The following is a 23,508-nucleotide window of genomic DNA, read 5'->3' on the forward strand; positions in this document are numbered from 1 at the left end:
CAGACGACCGGCGATCGCCACATCTGACCGGGTCGCCGATGGGCCTGGGTGGCGGTGCCGGAGTGGAATGGTACGGCGAGGCTGGATCTAATACGCGGAGGTAGCGTGCCGAGGCGGCGACTGTTGCTGGTGACCGCTCTCCTGACTGCCCTGCTGACGATCATCGTGAATCTCGCGGCAGTCGCCATCAACGCGGCCACCTCAGTAGACGGACGCTGGCCCGGCCCCTTGGAACAGCTGCACCGCCACCCGTTCTGGTGGTCAGCCGGGCTGACCGTCCTCGCGGTCACAGTCGGGGTGTTCCTCGTCTGGTGGCAGCACGGACCGCCCGGACCAGGCCCGGCCGACAGCCCCACGCGGTATCGCGAGATCCGTCAGTTCCAGCGCCGCACCGACAAGTTCGTTGGGCGTACCAACGTCATCGCCGAGATCGAGGTGATGCTGGCATCGCCTCACAAGCCGATCATCAACATCTACGGTATGCCAGGTACAGGCAAGTCGGCACTGGCCATGGAGCTGGGCCTGCGGTATGGCAAGGACAAGGACTGCCACCTTCTGGTCGACCTCACCGAGACCACCATCGACGTGGCCCTCGGCCGGGCGCTCACCGCCCTCGGGGTACAGCCGTCCGAGATCCCTGCCGAGACCCGCGAGCGCGCGCAGGAGTACCGGCGGCGGCTGTGGCGATACCGTCCGGTAGTCGTCATAGACAACGCCGTCGGGTCGCCCGACCTCGGTCACGTTCTTCCCGACCAGTGGCAAGACGCCATCGTCATCATCACCAGCTGGGTGCCCATGGTGGGGTTGCCCGGCGAGGTACGGGCCGTGCGGCTGGACCCGATGCCTCCGGAGGAGGCGATGGAACTGCTCTCGGCCACGTCCGGCCGGACCGGCTTGTCCCGCGATCCGTCCGTGGCGACCGTGCTCGCGCAGACCGAGTCGCTACCGCTCGCGCTGGCGATCTGCGGCGGCCTAATGCGGGTCCTCCCCGGCTGGACCTGGGCAGACCTCGTAGGCAGGCTCACTGATGAAGAGACCGGCGCGGTCCGGGCCGTTACGCTGGAACTCCCGTCGGGAGCGCTATCGGTGCAGCGGGCGTTTCAGGCGGCCTACGCCACCCTCAGCCCCGCGACCGCTCAGGCGTTCTGTCTGCTGGGACTGGCACCGTTCCCGGTCATGAGCACCGAACTGCCGCTAGCCGCCTTCGACGGCAAGCGGCAGCGGGCGGTGGACCTCCTTCACGATCTCCAGGTCAGGCAACTCGTACAGGTTGATGGGGCAGTCAGCCGCATGCATAACCTGCTGTGGTCGTGGGCCCGCGAACGCCTCAAGAGCGTCGCTACGGAGATTCGCGCAGATGCCGTAACCCGGGTCATGAGCTGGGCGATGGAGGTCATCGACACCGATTATGCGCGCTGGCTGCGGGAGTCCGGGAACAGGGTCGCAATGCTCGGTATCGTCGCCGAGCATGACTTCACGCTTGGCGACCTCTACATCGAGACCCCGTTGCGGATGGACGGCGAGATCCTGACGCTGTCGCAGCTCTTCCCCGGCCGACGGAGCGCGATCATTCTGGTGGGGGCCGGCGGCAGTGGCAAGACCACTCTGGTCAACCACTTCTCCGCCGCGTGCGCGAGCGGCCCGGTGCCTACGCGTGCGCTGCCGGTGATTCTGTTCGCTCGTGACGTCCGCCCCGGCGACGAAGAAATGAGGCTGACGGACCTCCTGACGCGGAGCCTGTCCGAACGGGCGGGCATCCATATTCCGCCGGACGCGTTCGAGCTGGCCGTTGCGGGTGGCAGGCTCATGGTGATCATCGACGGTCTCGATGAGGTCGCCGAGTCTCTGCGCGGCGCGTTCGTCGCCAGAATCGAGGCGTTCCGCATCGGCCACCCGTCCGTTGCGGTCCTCGTCACCACACGTCCGTACGCGAAGCTGGCCGGAGATCTGCCTGGCTTCACCACCGCCGAGGTACTGGCCTGGAGCCCGGCGCTACGGCGGCTCTACCTGGAACGGCTGAGTGTGTCGCTGCGAAGCACTCCCTGGACCGCCGACGAGATAATGAACCTGCTGGACAGCTATGACCTCCAGGGGATGATGGGCGACCCCTTGGTCCTCCAGCTCCTCGCCACCGTCTGGTGGCGCGAAGGCCGTCGGCCGGCGTCCTTCATCGACGTGGTCGAGTCTTACGTCGAGCAGATCATCCTCGATCGTGAGCACAGTCGGGTCCGTAACCTCGTTCCACCGCGGATATTACGCCGGCTGTGGGAGGAACTCGCCTATCAGATGCAAACCAGCACGGACGAGCGGACGTCGATCGGCGAAGACTCCGTTGTGCAGATAGCCGCCCAGGTAGGGATTGGTAGACGGCACGTAACCGGCAATATTCTCCAGGTCTTTGCGGAGCGCCGTGCGGGGCTGATCAACGAGGTGGGACCCGGTCGATATGCGTTTCGCCAGACCGCTCTCCGCGAGTACTTCGTCGCGTCCCGCCTCGCCGGAGGGAAGCCCGAGGAGGCCGCCCTGGTCCTGTCGGCTAACCGAACCGATCCGGCATGGGCGTCGATCCTGACCGCCGTGGCCGATCTAGCTGCCCGCAACCGAGAACCCGAGTTCCTCCGAGACCTCCTGGCCGCCGCTGCCCCGCAGGTGAGGCACATGATCCGGGACCATCTGGCACGCCGAGAGCTCCGGTGAGGCAGCCGCACCGAGCCCGAGGGCCGACCGATCCGGACGAGCTAGTGCTCTGACCGTGAACGTTCATGGTGTTGGGGTCAGGCCGCTCGGGTGGCGGGTTGGCCCCATCGTTGTTGTCGTTCGCTGCGGATGCGGGCACGTTCGCAGCGTTGGGCGGCCAGGACGTCGGGGTGGCGGGGGTTGGCGTTGCACCGGCGTAGGTAGGACTGCAGTCTGCGGGTCAGGGCGGGGTGTTGGGGTGGTTCGAGCCGGCGATGACGAAGGTGCGGAGCGGCCCGTCGCCACGACCGACACCAGGGCCTGCTCCGCCCGCCGACGGTGGGTCAGCAGCCAATCCGGGAAGTAGCTGCCCTGGCGCAGCTTCGGGATCGCCAGATCGATCGTCCCGGCCCGCGTGTCCCACTCGCGAGGCCGGTAGCCGTTGCGGGAGTTGACCCGCTCGTCGCTGCGCTGCCCGTACCCGGCGCCGCAGATCGCGTGCCCAACGTGCCGGAGTACTGCCGACCCACGCACGGCGATCCGCTGCCGTCTTTCGGGAACCCGGTGTCGTCGACGACCCACGCATCCGGCCCGATGACCTCGACCGCCCGGCGGGTAAGCCGCTGCCGCACCGCTGCGGTGTCCCACGTCGAGGTCGTCACAATCTGCTGCAACCCCTGATGGTCCACACCCAGCGGGGCGGCCATCGGTCGCATCGACTGCGCCGCCCGTCCAACAACAGCCCGCGAACATACAACTGCCCTTTAGGACGCTGGTCAGAACGGGCCAACGGAGCGAACACCTCCGCGGCGAACGTCTCCAACCGTTGCCGCACAACCGAAAGTTCGTCAGAGGTCACCGCGACATGACACTGCTGCCAGCCCTCACCGCCCCCTCGACACGCCGACCTACCAACGCACTACTAAGCGTCCCGTCCAGGCCCAGCAGCCGGGGTCGTATCGCTGACCGTGCTCGCAGCTCTTCACTTGTGACCATCCGAACCAGACACTCAGATGATCATTGATGAGCTGCGAGCCGTTCACGCCCGGGTCGGCTCAACCGCGAACCCCGCTCAACTTCGAAGAGCCGGTAGAACGTGTCACACAGGTAGGTCGGCCAGAACAGCGGGCCACTCAGGAAATGGGTGCCATCGATCAACGGATGACCCTCATACCAACGAAACCCGACTGTCGCGCGTAGGGGCTTTACGACGTCTTGCTCGCCAGCAGGTCTCGCATCCAGTTGATCTGCGCCTGCTGCGTTACGTACATGTCGTTCGCCCACAGGCCGAGGGTCTCGTCACTGCCGTTGGCGAGGATGTCTGCGCACATGTCGAGCGCGCCCTGGTGGTGCCGGATCATCAACTGGAGGAACATCACCTCAAAGTCAGCGCCGGTCGCCGCGCTCAGGGCAGTCATCTGCTCCGGGGTGGCCATCCCCATCATTTCGAGCATCATCGGGTCCTGCAGGTGTTCCTGGTATGCCTCCTCGGCATTCGTGACCTCGAGGCCATTCCAGGACTGCCAGGCCTGCAACATCGTGATCTCGAGGCCCTGCTCGGCATCGATATTGCCGGCGATCGAGAGCACGGCCTGGTCGTTGGCCCTGGTGGGCGCCATCCGGCTCATCAGGAGCGCCTGGTAGTGGTGCGGGATCATCATGCTGGCAAATTCCGAGTCAGCAGGACTCACCGGGACCGGCGTTGCCGTCGGCGTCGGCGTCGGCGTCGGCGTCGGCGTCGGCGTTGCCGTCGGTTTTGGCGGCTTTCCGCTCTTGGCTGCCAGCGGCGGCGCGGCCGACCCGACCGTCACCAGTGTAGTTGTCGCGAGCAGCGAACAAGCGGCTACCAGTACCGCACCTATGGCTAGACGAAATCTCATTGTGCGCCCGTCCTTTCTGAATTGCTTTCAGTCTCGCCACCCTACGAGACCGGATGAGCGTGGATGATGCTTGAGAATATGGGCGGCAGGGCCCCGGCAGCACGCTGCCGGGGCCCGTTCGCGTACGTCAGCTGCGGTTGCCAGTGTCTTTGTAGTCTTCCTGGGTCTGCGGGTTCAGGTAGGGCAACTTATTGAAGTTGGCGCTGCTCACGCCCTCGAGGCCCTTGATCTTGAGTACGTCCAGCCCCTTGGTGATGTCGCTGGAGTAGATGTACCCGTTGTACCAGTACGCCGACCAGCTGCCGCCGAGGACCAGGGACGTCTGGCTCAGGGGACCGCGCTCGAAGAAGGCGATCTCCTGCGGGTTCGAGCGATCGGTGAAGTCGAACACCGAGACGCCGCCCTGGTACCAGGACTGCACGTACACGTCGCGGCCCTTGACCGGAAGCAGCATGCCGTTGTGTGCGACACAGTTCTCGGTGTCCTGCTGGGCGCGCGGGATCTTGAAGTAACTGCGGAATTCCAACCGACGGTCGTCGCCTTCACCGACGATGTCGTAGATCGCGTCGGCTCCCCTGTTCGGTCCGATCGCCTCGTTGCACGTGGGCGCGTTTCCACCGCCGAGCTCGTCGGTGAAGATGACACCCTTTCCGCCATTGGTCAACGTCGCCGAGTGCCAGAAGGCGAAGTTGGTGTCGCGGACACCGCCGAGCTTGCGCGGGTTCACGGGATCCGAGATGTCAATCAGGACGCCGTCGCCCATGCAGGCGCCCGCGGCGAGCTTCCCCTCAGGGAAGACCGTGATGTCGTGGCAGCCGGAGGTGTTGTTCGCCCCCGTGATGTCGGGGAAGAGTAGCGGCTCGTTGACGACCGACGCGGTCGTCGGGTTGTCCAGCGGGACCTCGACGATGGAGATCGAGTCGTGCGGCGGCTGGCAGTTGGGGAATCTGATGTTCGGGCTGTAGGAGGAGACGTAGAGGTAGGCCGTGTCCGCGTCCCCCGGAACGTACGTGTGCGTGTGGGATCCGCAGTCGGTCCGCACCGCCTTGACGTACACCGGGTTTGCCTTGTCGGTGATGTCGAAGATGCGGATGCCTTCCCAGGCCGTCGGCTCGGCCGCGTTCGACGAACTGCTCGTGCAGCTGTCGTCCGACCGCGGCGCGTCTACCGACATGAACAGCAGGTTGCCGTCGGGGCTGACGGTGACGTCGCCCTGCGAGCCGGGACAGTTGATCTGGGTCACGGTCTGAGGCCGCTGCGGGTGTGAGATGTCGTAGATCGTGATCCCGCCATAGCTGCCCTGGAACAGGTAGTCGCCCCAGAACGCCATGTCACTGTGGGTCTGGCCCTCAAGCGGACCCTGCCGCGGGATGTTCGCCACCAGCTCGATGTTCTTGCTGTGCGAGATTTCGTCCACCGCGAGCTGGTCACCCTCCGCGGCCGCTGGGCCGACTAGTGCCAGCGACGCGGCGACCATGACGCTGCTGAGCGCCGCCGCGCGCAGTCCCCAGCGCGATCGGCGCGCCGGACCAGGGATTAACATGAAAGCCAGCCTCCTCGTGTCAGGACGTCGCACCGTTCGTGTAGCGCTGCGGATCGCGATGCCCGGGTTTGTGCTCATGGCGTGGCCATGGAACCGCTTCTCGTGCTGGTTAAGTTGGTTGCCACAGGCACGCACTGGTTTCAACGCCACGCTACGGAAGGCCCGATTGGTCGTCATTAGACATGTGCAGGAAGCCCGTGATCCATTCATGGACATATGTCGAGACGGAGGAACGATCCACGGGCTGATGTCGAGCTGATGCTGAAGGACGGCGGCTGGGTGTGGAAGCTGACGATCCCGGGCAAGAAGGACTGCTCGACGCCGACGCCGACCACGTCGACGACACCGGTCGCCGGCACTCTGCCACTGAGCGGCCCGGCGGCGGTACCAACATCGGTCTGATCGGCGGACTGCTCGGCACCGCGCTGCTCGCGTTCGGCGCGGCGCTCGCCGTGTTCGCATGTCGTCGACACAACGCGATCAAGTTCACTGCCTGAGTAAGGCCCGCCCATCGTCTAGCTGGCAGGACACCGGACCTACGTGCCGGAGACCCGAGGTTCGAATCCTCGGTGGGCGACGTCCCCTGTAAAAGCGACTAGAGATGGAGATCTCTCTACATGCGCATGTCCCGACGGAATCTGCTGCGTGCAGCGGCGGCCACTGGAGCCACAGCCGCAGTACCGCTGATCGTGTCCGGTTCACAGGCTTCAGCGGATGTGGTTCCCTTCGACCCACAGCAGCGGTTCATCTTCGTGGTGGGCGGCGGCAACGGCGTCATCTACGGCGTACGGTCCGACGGTTCGTTGATCTGGTACCGTCACGAGGGCTGGGCGACCGCGACCACCGGCTGGGCTACCGGCTCGGGTCGAGTCATCGGCGCCGGCTTCAATCAGTTCGTCAACGTGTTCGGCGGACTGGACGGTTCGCTCTACGGCCTACGCGCAGACGGCACCATCCGGCGTTACCGCTACGTCTGCTCGAACTTGGAGACGGGCGAGGGCTCGTGGATCGGCGGTAGCGGGATCCAGATCGGCAGCGGGTTCGCGAAGTACCCGCGTATGGCCGGCTTCAATGGTTACTTCTACGGCATCACCGCGAACGGCGATGTGTACGCATACCGGTTCAACCCGGCAATCGGCACGTGGATCAACGGCAGCGGTACGCTACTCAGCGGATTCAACTCGAAGACGTACCAGATGTTCGCAGACGACGCGGGCGTCGTGTACACCGTCAAGTACGGCACCATCACCTGGCGTAAGAACAACGGCAGTGCCTGGACAACCGGCTCTGATTATCAGATCGGCACCGGCTTCACCGAGCTGATGTACGTCGGTCTCATCGCTGCCGGACAGGGCGCGCTCTACGCGGTCAAGCCGGGCGTGTCCACCGAAGCGTGGACCGGTCGTCTGATGGAGTTCCGCCTGAACAACTGGCTCACCGCTGGTGCCGACGGATCGCGCTCCTGGGCGAACGGCGGCGTGGGCGTGCAGGTCGATTCCGGGTGGACCATCCAGAAGATGGCAGCGCTCCAGGGATACGCACGTACACCCAGCGTCACCGCGGGCGAGACGGCTCACATCGCAACGTCGAGTTCGTTCGAGACGTTCACCGCCACACTCGTGCGTGTCGCCCCGAGCGCTGCGACTCCCATCGCAGTCGGCGACCCGATCACGGTGAATGGCGGCATTCAGTCGATTCCCACCGGGTTCGTGCACACGGGCTGCGACTGGGACGACACCATCGACGTGGCGATTCCAGAGACCACCGAATCCGGCCTCTACGCGATGCGTCTGGAGGGTCCGCACGGTATGCATCGGTACGTGCCGTTCGTCGTCAAGCCGGCTGCGACCGCTAAGAAGAAGCAGTTCGCGGTCATCCTGTCGACGAACACCTACCTCGCATACAACACCTACGGGCAGCACAGCCAGTACTGCTCGGATCTGACTGGTGTGCGATCGCTGTCCCTGCGAGTGCCGTCGACCGAGATGAACATCGAGGTCACGGGCAACATGGAGCACACCCTCTACTCGGACATCCTGCTGACTCGCTGGATGACCGAGCACGGGTTCGACTTCGACGTCTACAACGACACGGACCTCCACCTCATCGACGACTGGACCGACTACAACGCGATGATCCTTGGCAGTCACCCCGAGTACTGGTCGGAGGACATGCGCCAGCACGCGCTGGACTACATCGCTGGCGGTGGCCGCTTCATCTACACGGGTGGCAACGGCATCTACGAGCGGGTGACGTTCAGCGCCGACCTGAGTGTGGTCAACTTCCGTAAGACCACGGGTGGTCGTGACACCTTCGTCGAGCTGGGTCTACCGCCGTCGCAGCTGACCGGTGTCAACTACAACAGCGTGAGCTGGTTCACGTTCGCGCCGTACAAGGTGACGAACGTGAACGCGATCCTCGACGGCACCGGCCTGAACATCGGCGACGAGTTCGGTCACAACGGGTACAACCAAGCGGGTAGTGGCTGGGAGATCGACACGATCCTCGGACTGCCGCCTGCTGCTGGCGAGGCTCTGCCGACTGACGTCATCGCACAGGGTACGAACCCTGGTGCTGGCGCATCCATGGTGTTCATGCGTACGCCCGGCGGCGATGGATTCGTATTCAGCACGTCGTCCATCACCTTCAACGGAACGCTCGCTGTCGACCCTGTGTCGTCCAGAATCATGGAGAACGTGCTCACGCGCGCACTCACACCGATCACTGTCACCCGGAAGACCGCGCCGAAGACGACCATCACTCCGATGAAGCCCGAGGTGGAGCCGAGCATCCTCGAGTAATCGAGTCACCACACAAGTTGACATCTGAAAGGCGCCTCGAGACTTTGGTCTCGGGCGCTTTTCTTGTCGCTCAAACTGTCCACATATGGGATGAAGTATTCTCATAAGTGAAAGGGATGACAACGACCGCCGCACGGACAACTCGATCCATGAGAACGGATGACCACCCCTGAACCCAAACTCTTCGCCTTCTACGGCCGCGTGTCGACGGAGGATAATCAGGACCTCGAATCTTCCCGCACGGGCCCATCCTGCGTGGTCACCAGCGAATTGTCCAGGTCCCCGGGCGTCCAGCGGGCAGGCGAGTTACCCGGACGCGGGCTCCGGGGCGGCGCACGGCACCGGTCCGGAGCCCGCCGCGGCAGCTCACAGGTCGACGACGATCTTCCCGAAGACCGCGCCGTCGCGCAGGATGGTGTACGCCGCGGGCAGCCGGTCGAAGGCGATGTGCTCGGAGATCAGCGGGTGGACGTCGTGGGTGGCCATGAACTCGGCCAGCTCGCGGTGCATGGCGACGCTGCCGACGGCGACGCCGCGCACGCTCAGCTGGTTGGCGGTCAGCAACATGGTGTCCGGTGCCTGCGGCACCGGGTCATAGAGACCGACGACGGCCTGCTCGCCGCCGGGCTCGAGCACGGCCAAGCATTCGTTCAGGATGCCCCAGCCCACGGTGTTGACGACCTTGGTGATACCTCCGGAGAGGGCCTTCGCCCGTTCACCCCAGCCCGGCTCGGTGGTGTCGACGATCCCGGAAACGTTGAGTCCCGTCCATCGCGGGTCGTCGTGGCGGCTGCGCAGGGCCACGTAGACCTCAGCGCCGACGGCTTGGGCGAGTTGCAGCACGTACAGGGACACGCCGCCACTGCCGATGACCAGCACCCGATCGCCCGCGGTGACCGGGTTGGTGCCGAAGACGGCGTTCCAGGCGGTGACGCCGGCCACCTGCAGGGTCGACGCCTCGGCGTCGTGGAGGTGGGCCGGCGCGGCAATGAGGGTGCCGGCGTACGCTCCCAGCGACCCTGAGGGGACGACTTCACCTCGGTGCTTGAGGGATAAAGCACGCTTCCGTTTCTGTAGGGCCGGTGCCACAATCGCCGCCAGTCGAACGTTTGCGTGGGTGGCAGGGGGACCGGTCGTGCTGGAGTTACTCGGGCTTAGCGCCGAGGCCGAGGCGGTCTATCGGGTCCTGCTGGCACACCCGTACTGGGACGGCAACCAGATCACCGCCCATCTCAAGCTCTCCAGGCAGCAGTTGAAGGCGGCCCAGCAGCAACTGGCCGAGCTCGCCTTGGTGACCGAGCGGGAGTCCCGGTGGGTGCCGGTGTCGCCGGCGGTCGGCCTGTCCGCGCTACTGGCTAGCGCCGAGGCGGAGGTCGTCGCCCGCCGGCAGCAGATCGAGGCGACGCGAGCCGCAGTGATGGCCATGACCGCTCATGGAGGCCTGGCGGCGGTCGAGCCCGCCCGTCGGCTCGACGGTCTTGACGCGATCGATGCTCGGATGGCTGAGCTTGGTCTGCTCGCCCGCCGGGAGATTCTGCACATGACGCCGGATCGCGGCCATGACGTCGAGGTGCCGGAGGGCGTCGTTGTGCGGCATCTGGTGCAGGCAAGCATCCGGTACGACGGCGACCTGCTTGCCCGCGCGCGGCACCTGGTGGCGGCCGGCCACGAGGTGCGCACCGTGCCGGCAGCCCCGATGCCGATGGCTGTGTTCGATCGCGCCACCGCCCTGCTGCCCGTCGATCCCGGCGCGGCCGAGGTCGGAATGCTGGAGGTCACCAACTCGGGCGTGGTTGCGGTGGCCTGCGCGCTCTTCGACGAGTTGTGGTTCGACTCGGTGCCGCTCGACCACCCGATCGGCGGAACGAAGGACGATCTGGATCCGGTGCAACGGCAGATGCTTCGGATGCTCGCCGAGGGCCACACCGACGGGTTGGTCGCGCGCCGACTGGGTGTCTCCCTGAGCACGGTTCGCCGCAGGGTCGCCCTACTGATGGACCGGTTGGATGCCCGCAGCCGCTTCCAGGCGGGCATCCGTACGGTTGAGCGCGGGTGGCTCGGGGCTCCCCAGCCAGGGCAGGAGTCCGTCCCGCTCGGCTGAGCGGAAGCGTTCAGCCACCTTCCTCTCATCCCGCGGCCGGTGACGGGGCAGCTGCGAATTGACACTCTTCATCTGCCGACGTCGCTGAGCGCGGGAACGGGGACAGCCGTTGCTCGAACTGCATGCACTACCTTTGCGCTCCAGCGGGGTCGAAACATTCCCTTTGCTCGCTCTATGGAGGTAGTCAATGCACCGCCGTCCGCATCGCGGTGGCCGCGTGCCCAAGGGCTGGTTGACCCGGCACCTACGCCGGCTCGGCTACCTGGCGGCCGTCATGCTGCTGGCGACCGGCTCGCTGGCCGTCGCGCCGGTCAGTCCGGTCGCCGCGGGACCGATGCCGGTCAAGCCCGGTGACCTGGAGTCGATCCACGGTCGCAAGATCATTAGCCCGACCCGTCCCGCCGATCTGTCGCAGGGCGCAGGCCGCGAACGCGTGCCCGCTCCGGTGTGGCCGGCTCCGGAGCGCGCGATCGCTCGACTGGGTGATGCCGGGGCGGCCATCCGCGCCGGCCGCACTCCGGTCACCGTTCGGGCCGCTGACGCCCCGGCCCGGGCGGCCCAGGCCAGCCTCGGCGTCGACCTGCTCGACCGGGCCAAGGCACCGGCCGGTCTACAGGACAAGGTGCTGGTGCGAGTGGCGCGGGCGGATGCCGGCGCCACGCCGATCAAGACTGCGGTCAGCATCGACTACGCGGGCTTCGCGACCGCGTACGGTGGAGACTGGGCCAACCGGCTGCGCCTGGTCAAGTTGCCCGAGTGCGCGTTGACCACACCGGAGGCCCCGGGTTGCCAGGGCGTCGCGCTGGCATCGCGCAACGACACCGCGAGTCGGCGGGTGACCGCCGAGATCACGATCCCGACGGCGTCGGCCGACAAGTTCACCTCGACAGCACGGACGACGACGTTGCTGGCGGTGGCGGCCGGCCCCAGCGGTAACTCCGGCGACTACAGCGCGACACCGCTGCAGGCGTCGTCCACCTGGTCGGCCGGCGGCAACTCGGGCGCGTTCTCCTGGACGTACCCGTTGCGCAGCCCGCCGGCGCTGGGCGGACCGGCCCCGCAGATGTCGTTGGCCTACTCCTCGGCGTCCATGGACGGACGCGGCGAGACCACGAATAACCAGCCGTCCTGGATCGGCGAGGGCTTCGAGTACTGGCCGGGCTTCATCGAGCGCCGGTACGCGCCGTGCTCGGACGACCGGGAGAACTCCGGCGCGAACAACACCGAGGACAGCGGCGACCTCTGCTGGGGCACCGACAACGCGACGCTGTCGCTCAACGGCGCCGGCGGTGAGATGATCAAGGATGCGAGCACCGGAGCCTGGCGGCTCAAGGGTGACGACAACTCCAAGATCGAGCGCCTGACGAACACCACCAACGGCGACAACAACAACGAGTACTGGCGGGTGACCACCGCCGAGGGCAACCAGTTCTACTTCGGGCTGAACCGGCTGCCGGGCTACACCGGCACCGCCCCGGCGAACAAGACCACCAACTCGGTCTGGACCGCTCCGGTGGCCGGCAACCACTCCGGCGAGGCCTGCCACGCCACCGCCTTCATCGACTCGTTCTGCGACCAGGCCTGGCGCTGGAACCTCGACTACGTCGTCGACCGGCACGGCAACACGATGTCGCTCTACTACAAGTCGGAGACGAACAACTACGGGCGCAACAGCAAGAAGACCGACGTGGAGACTTACACCCGGGGCGGCACGCTCGAACGCATCGACTACGGCACGGACAACCGCTCCGGCACGGACACGGCGAACACCGCCACGCCGGCACCGATGAGCGTGGTCTTCACCTCCGCCGATCGCTGCCTGTCGAGCTGCGGCACGCACGACCAGGCGCACTGGCCCGACGTGCCCTGGGACCAGTCCTGCACCTCGTCGACGAGCTGCACCGACGACCAGCTCAGCCCGACCTTCTGGAGCACCAAGCGGCTCTCCCAGATCACCACCAGGGTGTGGAGCGCTGCCGACGGCAAGTACCGCGACGTGGAGAGTTGGACGCTCACCCACACCTGGCCGGACCCGGGCGACGGCACCCGGGCGGGCATGTGGCTGGAAGCCATCTCGCACTCCGGTAAGAACGCCGGCACGGTGACCATGCCGGACGTCAACTTCGACTGGGTCCAGCTCACGAACCGGGTCGACACCGCGACCGACGGCAAGCCGGCGATGAACTGGATGCGGATCAGCACCATCTGGACCGACGCCGGCCTGAAGCTCAGCGTGCGGTACACCAGCCCGGAGTGCACGCCGAGCAATCTGCCCTCGTCGCCGCAGAACAACACCAAGCGCTGCTACCCGGTGAAGGAGCAGCAGTGGGACAAGACGATCAGGACGGAGTACTTCCACCGGTACCTCGTATCGACCGTGACCCAGGCGGACTGCGTCACCGCCACCGGCCCCGACTGCGCCAACGCGGTCGGCGCGCCGGACGTCACCACCAGCTACGAGTACGTCGGCACGCCGGCCTGGCATCACACCGACGACGACGGCATCACCAGGGACAAGCTACGCACCTGGTCCGACTTCCGGGGCTACCGGCAGGTCAACACCCGGGTCGGTGAGCCCGGCCAGGGCAAGCAGACGCTCAGCGAGGCCGTGTTCTTCCGCGGCATGTACGGCGACCAGGACGGCTCCGGTGGCACCCGGACGGACAAGCTGCCGGCCATCGACGGCAACGGCGACGGCGACACCAGCGACAGCGCCGACGCGCCGGCGGTGAACGACGAGGACGCCTTCTCCGGCACGTTGCGGCAGAACACCGTCTTCAACGGCGTCGAGTCGGCGCCCGTCTCCACCGAGTTCTCCACTCCGTGGCAGTCCGGCCCCACGGCCACCCGCACCATCGGTGGCTCCACCACGTACGCCCGCCACATGGGCACCGCGACCACGTGGAACGCGACCGTGCTGGCGGCCGGCGGCCGGAAGGTCACCCGGGCGGACCACACCTACGACTCGTACGGCATGGAGACGCAGCTCAACGACCACGGTGACACCGCGGTCAGCGGGGACGAGCAGTGCGCCAAGACCACCTACTCGCGCAACCCGGCCGCGAACATGCTGGGCCTGGCGGGCCGGGTGGAGACGTACGCCCTGGCTTGTGGCCAGTCCCCGACGCGAGAGGCGGACGTCATCTCCGACGTCCGCTCGAGCTTCGACGGGCAGGCCTACGGAGTGGCGCCGACGAAGGGCAACACGACCCGCAACGAGCGGGCCAAGTCGTGGAGCTCGACCGGCGGATCGTCGTGGCTCACCACCCAGACGTACGCCTACGACGCGTACGGCCGCAAGACGGACGAGGGTGATCAGCGCGGCAACCACACGGTGACCGCGTACACCCCGGCCAGCGGCGGACCGGTCACCAAGCTCACCGAGACCAACCCCCTCGGCTGGGTGTCGACCAGCGAGCTGGACCCGGGCTACGGCAAGGCCACCGCGAAGATCGACATCAACAACTGGCGAACCGACATCAGCTACGACGGGCTCGGGCGGATCACCAAGCTGTGGCTGCCGAACCACGCGAAGGCCACCTACCCGACTCAGCCCAGCACCGAGTACGTCTACGTCAACCGGGCGTCCGGCGGGATGAACTCGGTCACCACCAGGAAGCTCAACGCCAACGGCAACTACGTCACCAGCCACGCGCTGTACGACGGGCTGCTGCGCCCGCGGCAGACCCAGCAGATGTCGATGGCTGCCGGTAACGTCGGCACCGTCTTCACCGAGACCAAGTACGACGCGGCCGGCCGGACGGCACTGACCAGCACCTACTTCGACGCCACCGTGCAGCCGTCGACGACGCTCTTCACGATCCTGGACTGGCAGCCGAAGGTCCAGACGGCCAACGAGTACGACCGGGCCGGTCGGCAGACCGCCGTAACGGTCAGGTCCTCCGGTGCCGAGAAGTGGCGGACCACGACCAGCTACGGGGGTGACCGCACCTCGGTCGTCCCGCCGAAGGGCGGGGTGGCCACCACCTCCGTCACCGACGGGCAGGGCCGCGTGGTCGAGGTACGCGAGTACCACGACCCCGCCGACGTGGGCAGTGACGACCCCAGCACCTACGACCTGCAGAAGTATCACTACGACGCGCGCGGCAACCAGGATCAGACGATCGACAACGCGGGCAGCGCCTGGAGCTACCAGTACGACCTGATGGGTCGCCAGGTCGGCGCCGTCGACCCGGACAAGGGCGCCTCGACCGTGCACTTCGACGACAACGGCGACCTCGACTGGATGACTGACGCCAAGGGCCAGAAGCTCGTCCTGACCTACGACTCGATCGGCCGCAAGACGGCGCAGTACCTCGGCTCCACCACCGGGCCCAAGATGCTGAGCTGGGCCTACGACCCGACGCGGGGCAAGGGACAGTTGGCCTCGTCCAGCCGGTGGATCGGGAACGACGAATACCAGACGAGGGTGCGCGGCTACACGCCGCTCTACCAGCCCACCGGCGAGGACATCACCATCCCGGCGTCGGTGACCGGCCTGGCGGGGACCTACAGCACCACGCGTAGCTACAAGGTGGACGGGTCGCTGGCGACCATGTCGTACCCGAATGTGGGCGGCCTCGGCGCCGAAACGCTCACCTACACCTACGACGACGCGACCGGCCAGGCCGAGCAGTTGCAGACCAACGTGCCCGGCTTCGGTCAGTACGTCGCCAACACCGACTACACGGCGTTCGGTGAGACCAGCTTCATCCAGTTCCAGACGACCTCCGGCAACTGGGTGCAGCGTGGCTACAACTACGACGAGGTGACCCGCCGGCTGACCCGGATCCAGACGGTCCGGCAACTGAGCCCACAGGCCGTGGCGGACGTGAACGTCACGTACGACCCTGCGGGCAACATCACCCGACTCGCCGACACCCCGGCCGGAAAGACAGCCGACACCCAGTGCTTCGCGTACGACTTCCAGCAGCGGCTGACCGAGGCCTGGACTCCGGGTAACGGCGACTGTTCGGTCGTGGCGGACTCGGCGGGGCTCGGTGGCCCGGCCCCGTACTGGCACTCCTGGACGTTCGACGCGGCCGGCAACCGCAAGACGCAGACGGTCCACGCGTCGACCGGGGACACCACCGCCACGTACGACTACCCGGCGGCGACGGCGGCCCGGCCGCACGCGGTCACGACCGTGACGGTCAGCGGCCCGGGCGTCAACCGCACCGACTCGTACGGCTACGACGGCAACGGCAGCATGACCGCCCGGCCGGGTGCCAGCGGGGCCCAGAAGCTCGACTGGGACGCGGAGAACCACCTCACCTCGGTGACCGAGGGCACCACCGTGACGGGCAACGTCTACAGCGCGGAGGGGACCCGACTGCTGCGTACCGACGCCACCGGCACCACGCTCTACCTGCCCGGCCAGGAGGTGCGGCGCACCAAGGCGACCGGCGCGGTCACCGCCACCCGGTTCTACAGTTGGGCCGGGCAGGACTGCGCCGTGGTCAGCACGGGTGGGCCGCTGACCTGGCTGGTCACCGACGCCCAGGGCACCCAGCAGGTCGCGATCAACGCCGGCAACCAGGCGATCGTCCAGCGGCGCCAGACCCCGTACGGAGGGGCCCGCGGCACCGTGGTCCCCTGGAGCAGCGAGCGCGGCTTCGTCGGCGGCGACAACGACCCGACCGGGTTGGTGCACATCGGGGCGCGGTACTTCGACGCTGCCCTCGGTCGCTTCATCTCGGTCGACCCGGTCTTCGATCCCAACAAGCCGGCGAGCTGGAACGGGTACAGCTACGCCGACAACACCCCGGTCACCCTCTCCGACCCCACCGGTATGGACAGCTGCCCGGTCTGCAACATCCCCGGGTTCGCGCCGGCGTGGAAGGCGGGTATCTACGCGTTCGGCAAGACGGCGGGCACGGTGACCTCGGCGGTCGACCGGGGGGCCAGGGCGGTGGACAGCGGCCTGGGGTACATGTCCAGCAACTACGGGGGCGTCTGGAGCGACATCTACCACAAGGAGCGGGCGGTCACCACGGCGGTCATGGGTACGCCGAGCGATCCGAGCCCGGTGCGCTGCGGCTGGGAGTGGGTCAGCGGCACCGGCGACGATGACCGGACCCTGAACGGCGACCACAAGATGACCAAGCAGCTCCAGCAGCACGGTCATGTGCAGAAGGCCCGCGAGATGATCGCCGAGCAGATTCTCAAGGGCAACGAACACTACCTGCCGGAGTCGAAGTATCACGGGGTGCCCAAGGAACCGTATTCGTACGAGTTGAACACGCACAATCTGATCGACGACATCAAGCACAACGAGACGGCGTTCTTCCTCGGCTCGTACGACCTCACATGGAGGGTGGAGTCAATCGACCGGAAGGCCGGCACGGCGACGGTCATCTTCGAGGTCGACAACGAGAGCGACATGAACTCCGGCACTCACACCGCTCCCTTCCTCGGTGGTTACAGCCAGGAGTGGGACGAGAAGGTGGGCAGGTGGGTGAACAGCAAGTTCGCCAAGGGACCTGGTGCTCCCAAGCACCAGAAGATCGTCTGGAAGGAGACCATCAGCCTCCGCAAGCCGAAGCCACCGGTGTCGCCACCACCGTCGCTCGGTGGAATCTTCGCCGCTATCCGATCGATCCTCTCCAGTTGGTTCGGCTGGTGACCGGCCGGTGGGGTGGGTCGGGCGCCGACTCGGCAGACCCCACCGGGCCCCGGTGAGACGTATCGTTCGTTGATGATCCGGGCCGGCCGCCGTGGCCGGCCCGGATCCGGAACACAGAAAGAGGCGTGTGATGCGGTTCTATGGGCGCCGGTCGGCAGCCCTCGCTCTCACGGCCGTCACGCTCGTGTCGGCGTGCGGTGGCCCGCCGCCCGAGAAGCGGTCGATCGAGGAGTTGCTCGCCATCGGCCAGGCCCGGCTCGACGAGATCACCATCCCGGCGGGTTGGCGGCTGCGGGGCGCGCCGGTGGCCGAGCGATCCCGAGGCAAGCTGCGCTGGGAACGCCACTACCAGGCCTACAGCCCGGTGGACACAGCGGTTCGCGAGCTGGACAAGCAGATCGTGGCGGCCGGCTGGAGCCACCACGCGAACTGCGACAACGGCCCGGGGGTGGCGTGCTGGACGTACGACAAGGGGGGACTGACCATCTGGCCGTCGGCGATTGACGGTACCCCCTGCCCGGCGGGCCACCCGGTCTGCGCTGAGGTGATGATCTCCATGCGGGAGAACTTCGAGGAGCCGATCTGATCAGATCCAGCCTTGGCGGACCGCCTCGGCACCCGCCTGAAAACGGCTGGTCACCCCGAGCCGGTCGGTAAGCTCGGCCACCACCCGACGCACGGTGCGCGCGGAGAGGCCGAGCTTCCGGCCGGCCGACTCGTCGGTGTGACCGGCGTCGAACAGGTGCAGCAAGGCACGGATCTGCGGCGTGAGCCCGCCGTCGCCGGCCTCCGGCCGCTGGCCGAACGGCGTCCCGCTGTTCCAGATCTGCTCGAAGAGCAGCCGCAGCGCGGCGACTGCCCCGGCACTCCGGATCTCCACCGCTCCCCGTGCGGGGTGCTCGACGTCGGCTGGGACCAGCGCCACCGACCGGTCCGCGACGAGCAGGCGGATCGGCACATCGGGCACCGTACGGGCGGAGACGCCGTATGTCGCCAGCCACTTGGCGTACGCCAGCATGTGGGGCCGGTGGCGGGCGCTGTCCGGGCAGATCTCCCGTAGCACCACGCCACGGGCCAGGGCCCGCTCCTTCAGGTGCCGATCCAACTGCAACGCCTCGGGGCTCAGACCGAGGTCGGTGCTGAGGACAAGACACTCGCTCACGACGCTCGCCGACAACTCCGTCAGCCGCTCCTGGACCTCGGTCGGGCCGTCGAGCCGCACGATCTCGTCGCGTTCCCGGCTGGCGTCGTGGACCGCGGCGAGCGAGGCGATCGCGGCACGCGCTGCCTCCAGTTGGCCCTGCCGGGTCACCAGATCGGCTTCCGCCTTCGCCAGCAGGGAGAGCAGCCCCGCGTGCGGACTGACCGCGGCCAGGGACGGCGAGGCGGCGTCGCGGGGACGGACCAGCGCCTGCTCGGCCATCGCGTTGAGCGCGCTACGAACGGCCTCCTCACTGATCCGTAGCCCGGCCGCCAGCTCCTCGACTCCCCAGGTCGGATTCTGGATCATCGCCACATAAACGGCCTCGACCTTGGTCGTCAGGCCCACCGACTCCAGCACTTGTTCTCCCTCTGCCCCCGTAGACATTCATTCTCGCGGTGCACCGGCCGGTGATCCATGAGTGGTCTTCGCTTGGCCGCAACCGGCCGCGCCAGATCAGGACAGCCCTCACCGGGTGACCACGGATCGACTTGTCGTCACCATTGGCCTGGACGGTGCCGATGGCGAAGAGGGGCAGAGTAGCGGTGGTAACTCGTTGTCGCGCTCCGATCCCCCCGCCCCTGCGCCCCTTCCCGGCCCGTTGGCAATGGCCATGTTGATGTCCCTGATCAGCCTGGTTCCGCCGCCGGCCGGCGGCGGGGCACTCACCCCTGCCGTCGTGACCGATCTGCTCTGGCCGCACGCGACCCCCGCCGACGCCGTGCAGCACCTGCATGCCTGCGTTGGTACCGGCCGGATCGAGGTGGCCGTGTTCACCCTCGCCGTGGACCAGGCCGTCGCCGACATCACGGCATACGTGGTCTGTCTGCGCGCCGTGGAGCGGATTCCGGTGTTGCGGCGCTGGCGGGTCGTGCCATTGAGCCGGTGACCCGAACCGGACCGGCCCGGGCCCGCGTCGCTGATGTGGCAACTATCGGCCAGGCCTGTTTAGGTCGTCACCGTTGTGGTGACGCCGGTCCCGGTTGCCCTGAGGCTCTTGCCGGAGAACACATCGCTCACTCACGTCGAAGGGTTGCCATGAACCGGATGCGGCGAGGCCGTGCGCCGAGTGGGGCGACACCGCCCCAACTGGCGGCGGCCGTAGCTCTGTGCACCATCGCGTCGATGCTCACGACGACGCCTGCGGCGGCGGAGACCGGCAACTCCGTCAGCTGCCCGAGCTCCACCGCGGATTCCACGGCGGCCAGCCGCGCCGCCGCCGCGTGTGGCGCGAAGGTCGAGATCATGTCGGCCCGCAGCGAGTACGGGCAGGGATTCGCCAATCCCGACGGCACCACCACGCTGATAACCAGCGCCTCCCCGCGCTGGGTGCACCGCACTGACGGGTCGTGGGCGGATGTGGACACCACGCTGACCGCAGTCGGAGGCGACGGCGTCGCGCCCCGTGCGGTCACCACCGATGTGCGGTTCTCGGCCGGCGGCACCGGTCCGCTCGTGACGCTCACCGCGCGGGGTGAGAAGTTCACCATGGCGTGGCCGGGGAAGCTTCCGGCGCCGACGCTGGAGGGCTCGACCGCCCGCTACGCCGAGGTGCTGCCGGGCGTGGACCTGGCGATGACCGCCACGGCGACCGGTTTCCAGCACGTGCTCATCGTCAAGGATGCCAAGGCGGCGACCAACCCGGCGCTCAGGAAGATCAACTTCAGGGTCGGCGGCGACGTCAAGGCGAGGGGCACCAGCGACGGCCGCGTCGGCTTCACCGACACCGCCGGCCGGCAGATCGCGAGCACGGCCTCTGCCTCGGTCTGGGACTCCACCGTCGACCCCACCGCAGCCGGCGAGGTGCTGCCCGGAGTCGCGGCCGACAACCTCCGCGCCGCGCCGTCCGAGGAACTGATCTCCACAGCGGTCCGACCCGGCCTCTCGGCCCGGTCGAGTCAGCTCGCTGTCGGGATCAGCACCGCCGGTGACCTGGAACTCACGCCGGACGCGGCGATGCTGACCAGCGCCAAGACGGTCTACCCGGTCTTCATCGACCCGGCCATCGCACCGGCCGCATCCAAGTGGGCGTACGCCAACACGATGAACTCGAACTGGGACGTCGGCAAGCTCGGCTGGGTCGGCAGCAACCCCTACGACGGCGTGCGCTACCGCACGTTCTACGACTTCCCGAGCACGTCGGGCTCGCTGACCTGGAAGGGCACGAACCGCAAGATCCTCAGCGCGTCGGCGAACATCTGGCTCTACCACTCCTGGTCCTGTGACGACACCTGGACCCACATGTACCGGCCGACCGGTGGGGCCATCACGGTCAGCAACGGCGCCCGCATGTCGTGGTCGACCCGCCCGCTGGGTTCGAGCGCGGTCTGGCTCGACTCGGCGGCATCCCACGCCAACAAGGCCGGTGGCTGTGGTTCGGCCCAGCCGGACATGCTGGTGAGCTTCACGGGAACGACCCTGAAGAACGATGTGCAGAAGGCCGCCAACGGCTCGTGGAGCACCTATCCGGTCGGGCTCTGCGCCTGCAATGAGTCCAACGAATACGAGAGTTCCCAGGACCGGTGGAAGAAGTTCTACACCACGTCGAACACGGGCGGACACGGTGCGCCCGCGCTCTCCGTCACCTTCGACACGGTGCCGACGGCGCCAAGCAACCTCAGCCCGTACTCCGGGGTGGCCTGCGGCGGCGTGGTCGGGACGACCTCGCCGGTGCTCTCGGCGCGGTACAACGACGCCGACACCGCCGACACGCTCACCGCCACCTTCGCCTGGAAGGACCTGGCGACCGGCACGGTCACCCAGGTGGCCGGGCCGGCCAAACCGGCCGGAAACACCGGATCGATCACCCTGCCCCTCGGCGCCGCCACAGAGGGTAAGAAGTACTCGTTCCAGGTGATCACGAGCGACGGGCACTACTCCTCACCGTGGTCCAGCTGGTGCGATTTCACCATCAACGCGTCAGCGCCGCCAGCGCCGAACGTCAGCTCCGTCGCTTACCCGGCCGGCACCACCGCGCACGGTGGCCCGGGCGTTTCCGGGGACTTCGCGTTCAGCGTCTCCGGCACGACGGGGCAGGACGTCACCTCGTACACCTACGGCTGGACCAACCCGCCCACCAAGACGGTCACCGTGGCGGCCGGCAAGCCGTCACCGGTACTCCAGCTGACCCCGCCGCGCTACGGCCTCAACACGCTGTACGTGTACGCCAAGGACACCGCCGGCACGCCCGGCCCGACCAAGCCCCACACGTTCATGGTGGGTGCCCCGTCCGCGGCGATCGTCAACCTGCCGCTGGACGACATCCGCGGGCACAACTGGACCGATCAGGTCAGCGGCAACGCGCTGACGCTGAGCAACCCCGCACCGACGTGGGTGCAGGACTCCCGGATCGTCGGCGCGAAGTCGGCACATTTCGATCAGCTGCAGTCGGGCACCGAGGCCGTTGCGGCCTTGGACACCTCCAAGTCCTTCAGCGTCGCAGCCTGGTTGAAAATGACCACGATCGGCCTCGGCAACATGACTGCGATCGGCCAGGACGGAGCGACCTCTGGCGGTGCCGGTGGCCTCTATCTTGGCGCGCGGTACATCGACGGGACCGTTCACTGGTCCTTCTATATGAAGGACACCAGCGACTCCTCGAGCGGTGGCGTCCATGCCTCCAGCGACGGCACCATCACGACGGCGGACCTGAACAAGTGGGTGCACCTGACTGCGGTCTACGACGCCGGCGAAAAGGTCATGCGTCTATACGTCAACGGTGCCCTGGCGAAGGAGTCCGCTCGGGGGGCTACGCCATGGAAGGCCACCGGCCCGCTCAGCATCGGGCGCGGTTGGTACAACGGCGGCATCGTGGACCCGTTCTACGGTGACATCGCCGACGTACGCGTCTGGAACCGGGTGATCACCGTCGACGACCTGAACGGTACGGACGCCGACGCCGCCAACGGCATCCCGGCCATGCCCGGCATCCTAGCCGCGACCGAGATCGCGAACTGGGACTTCAATGGGGGCGCCGACTGCTTCTGCGACAGCGTCACGGACACCGCGTACTTCGGCCGGCCACTGACGTTGGACTCCGGCTGGGCCAACACACCGCCCACCTCGGCCTTCGTCTACGGCGGCCATGACGGGAACGAGATGCTCGAACTGGATGGCCTCGCGGGGCAGGCGAAGACCTCGACGCGGGTGCTGCGCACCGATGCCTCGCTGTCAGTGTCGGCGTGGGTCTACCTGACCAGCGCCGGCACGAGCGACCAAACCGTCGTCCAGCAGGGCGGCGGGGCGGGCTCGGCCATGAAGCTCTACTACGGCGATAGCAAGTGGGTCTTCACCATCTCAAATCCGAACGGTAGCGGTGGCCTGAACTGGTTCGGTGCGATTTCGGACGCGCCGGCGGAGATCAACACCTGGGTGCACCTCGTCGGCACGTTTGACGCCGGCATGGGGCGGGTGACGCTCTATGTGGACGGCGTCCCACAGAGCTTCAAGCCGACCGGCGCGACTGGTTGGGACACGACCGGGCCGCTGAACATTGGCGGGCTGGCGGTCAACAGCTTTCTGCAGGGGGACATCGACCAGGTCCGGGTCTTCCAGGGTCTGCTGAGCGCCCGAGAGGTGGCTAACATCTTCGACGCCGGCTGAGGCCGGCCGCGCGAGGCGGGCGGATCGGGGGATCACACCTCCCGGCCCGCCCGCCTCGCGTTCGTAGCGAACCCTGGAT

Annotated in this window: 12 protein-coding genes, 1 tRNA gene and 3 pseudogenes; 9 read left to right on the forward strand and 7 right to left on the reverse strand. The window is 67.3% G+C overall.

Annotation, left to right across the window (positions count from 1 at the left end):
- Positions 1-129 precede the first annotated feature (129 nt).
- Positions 130-2,697, forward strand: a complete 2,568-nt coding sequence (locus AB0F98_RS12995) for an NACHT domain-containing protein (RefSeq protein ID WP_357733383.1) — start codon at positions 130-132, stop codon at positions 2,695-2,697.
- Between the two features lie 77 nt (positions 2,698-2,774).
- On the opposite strand, the pseudogene AB0F98_RS13000 reads toward AB0F98_RS12995, so the two are convergent.
- The 5 genes and pseudogenes from AB0F98_RS13000 to AB0F98_RS13020 all read right to left on the reverse strand — a co-directional run.
- Positions 2,775-2,974, reverse strand: a pseudogene (locus AB0F98_RS13000) (hypothetical protein); the annotation flags it as partial.
- Positions 2,974-3,174, reverse strand: a pseudogene (locus AB0F98_RS13005) (transposase); the annotation flags it as partial. The pseudogenes AB0F98_RS13005 and AB0F98_RS13000, both read right to left, overlap by 1 nt.
- A gap of 2 nt (positions 3,175-3,176) precedes the next feature.
- A pseudogene (locus tag AB0F98_RS13010) lies at positions 3,177-3,535 on the reverse strand (transposase); the annotation flags it as partial.
- 346 nt (positions 3,536-3,881) lie between these two features.
- Entirely contained in the window at positions 3,882-4,487 is a 606-nt protein-coding gene (locus tag AB0F98_RS13015) for a DUF305 domain-containing protein (protein ID WP_357733386.1), read from the reverse strand.
- Positions 4,488-4,683: 196 nt separating this feature from the next.
- Positions 4,684-6,033 (reverse strand): hypothetical protein, encoded by a 1,350-nt coding sequence (locus AB0F98_RS13020; protein WP_357733570.1) that lies wholly within the window; start codon positions 6,031-6,033, stop codon positions 4,684-4,686.
- A gap of 347 nt (positions 6,034-6,380) precedes the next feature.
- On the opposite strand from AB0F98_RS13020, the gene AB0F98_RS13025 reads away from it, so the two are divergent.
- The 3 genes from AB0F98_RS13025 (at position 6,381) to AB0F98_RS13035 (ending at position 8,900) form a co-directional block, all read left to right on the forward strand.
- Positions 6,381-6,596 carry a hypothetical protein gene (locus AB0F98_RS13025; protein ID WP_357733389.1) on the forward strand — a complete coding sequence of 72 codons (216 nt, stop codon included), beginning with the start codon at positions 6,381-6,383 and terminating at the stop codon, positions 6,594-6,596.
- A 7-nt stretch (positions 6,597-6,603) separates the two neighbouring features.
- Positions 6,604-6,677, forward strand: a tRNA-Val gene (locus AB0F98_RS13030).
- 138 nt (positions 6,678-6,815) lie between these two features.
- Positions 6,816-8,900 (forward strand): N,N-dimethylformamidase beta subunit family domain-containing protein, encoded by a 2,085-nt coding sequence (locus AB0F98_RS13035; protein ID WP_357733391.1) that lies wholly within the window; start codon positions 6,816-6,818, stop codon positions 8,898-8,900.
- A gap of 366 nt (positions 8,901-9,266) precedes the next feature.
- Here AB0F98_RS13035 and AB0F98_RS13040 read toward each other — a convergent pair whose 3' ends face one another.
- A complete protein-coding gene (locus AB0F98_RS13040; protein ID WP_357733394.1) occupies positions 9,267-9,842 on the reverse strand; it encodes a zinc-binding dehydrogenase in 576 nt (191 codons plus the stop codon).
- A gap of 193 nt (positions 9,843-10,035) precedes the next feature.
- Between AB0F98_RS13040 and AB0F98_RS13045 the strand changes: the two genes are divergently transcribed.
- The 3 genes from AB0F98_RS13045 to AB0F98_RS13055 all read left to right on the forward strand — a co-directional run bounded on the left by AB0F98_RS13045 (position 10,036) and on the right by AB0F98_RS13055 (position 18,212).
- Positions 10,036-11,001: a helix-turn-helix transcriptional regulator gene (locus AB0F98_RS13045; protein ID WP_357733397.1), complete on the forward strand. Its 966-nt coding sequence runs from the start codon at positions 10,036-10,038 to the stop codon at positions 10,999-11,001.
- 217 nt (positions 11,002-11,218) lie between these two features.
- Positions 11,219-17,626, forward strand: coding sequence for an RHS repeat-associated core domain-containing protein (locus tag AB0F98_RS13050; protein WP_357733400.1), 6,408 nt, complete (start codon positions 11,219-11,221; stop codon positions 17,624-17,626).
- Between the two features lie 130 nt (positions 17,627-17,756).
- Complete coding sequence (locus AB0F98_RS13055) at positions 17,757-18,212, forward strand: hypothetical protein (protein ID WP_357733403.1); 456 nt, start codon at positions 17,757-17,759, stop codon at positions 18,210-18,212.
- Here AB0F98_RS13055 and AB0F98_RS13060 read toward each other — a convergent pair whose 3' ends face one another.
- Complete coding sequence (locus AB0F98_RS13060; RefSeq protein ID WP_357733406.1) at positions 18,213-19,187, reverse strand: LuxR family transcriptional regulator; 975 nt, start codon at positions 19,185-19,187, stop codon at positions 18,213-18,215.
- Positions 19,188-19,302: 115 nt separating this feature from the next.
- Between AB0F98_RS13060 and AB0F98_RS13065 the strand changes: the two genes are divergently transcribed.
- Both AB0F98_RS13065 and AB0F98_RS13070 read left to right on the forward strand, forming a co-directional pair.
- Positions 19,303-19,716 (forward strand): hypothetical protein, encoded by a 414-nt coding sequence (locus AB0F98_RS13065; protein ID WP_357733409.1) that lies wholly within the window; start codon positions 19,303-19,305, stop codon positions 19,714-19,716.
- A gap of 236 nt (positions 19,717-19,952) precedes the next feature.
- Positions 19,953-23,429, forward strand: coding sequence for a LamG domain-containing protein (locus AB0F98_RS13070; RefSeq protein WP_357733411.1), 3,477 nt, complete (start codon positions 19,953-19,955; stop codon positions 23,427-23,429).
- The last annotated feature ends 79 nt before the right edge of the window (positions 23,430-23,508 follow it).

This window comes from Micromonospora sp. NPDC023737, assembly GCF_040639715.1.
GTDB lineage: Bacteria > Actinomycetota > Actinomycetes > Mycobacteriales > Micromonosporaceae > Micromonospora.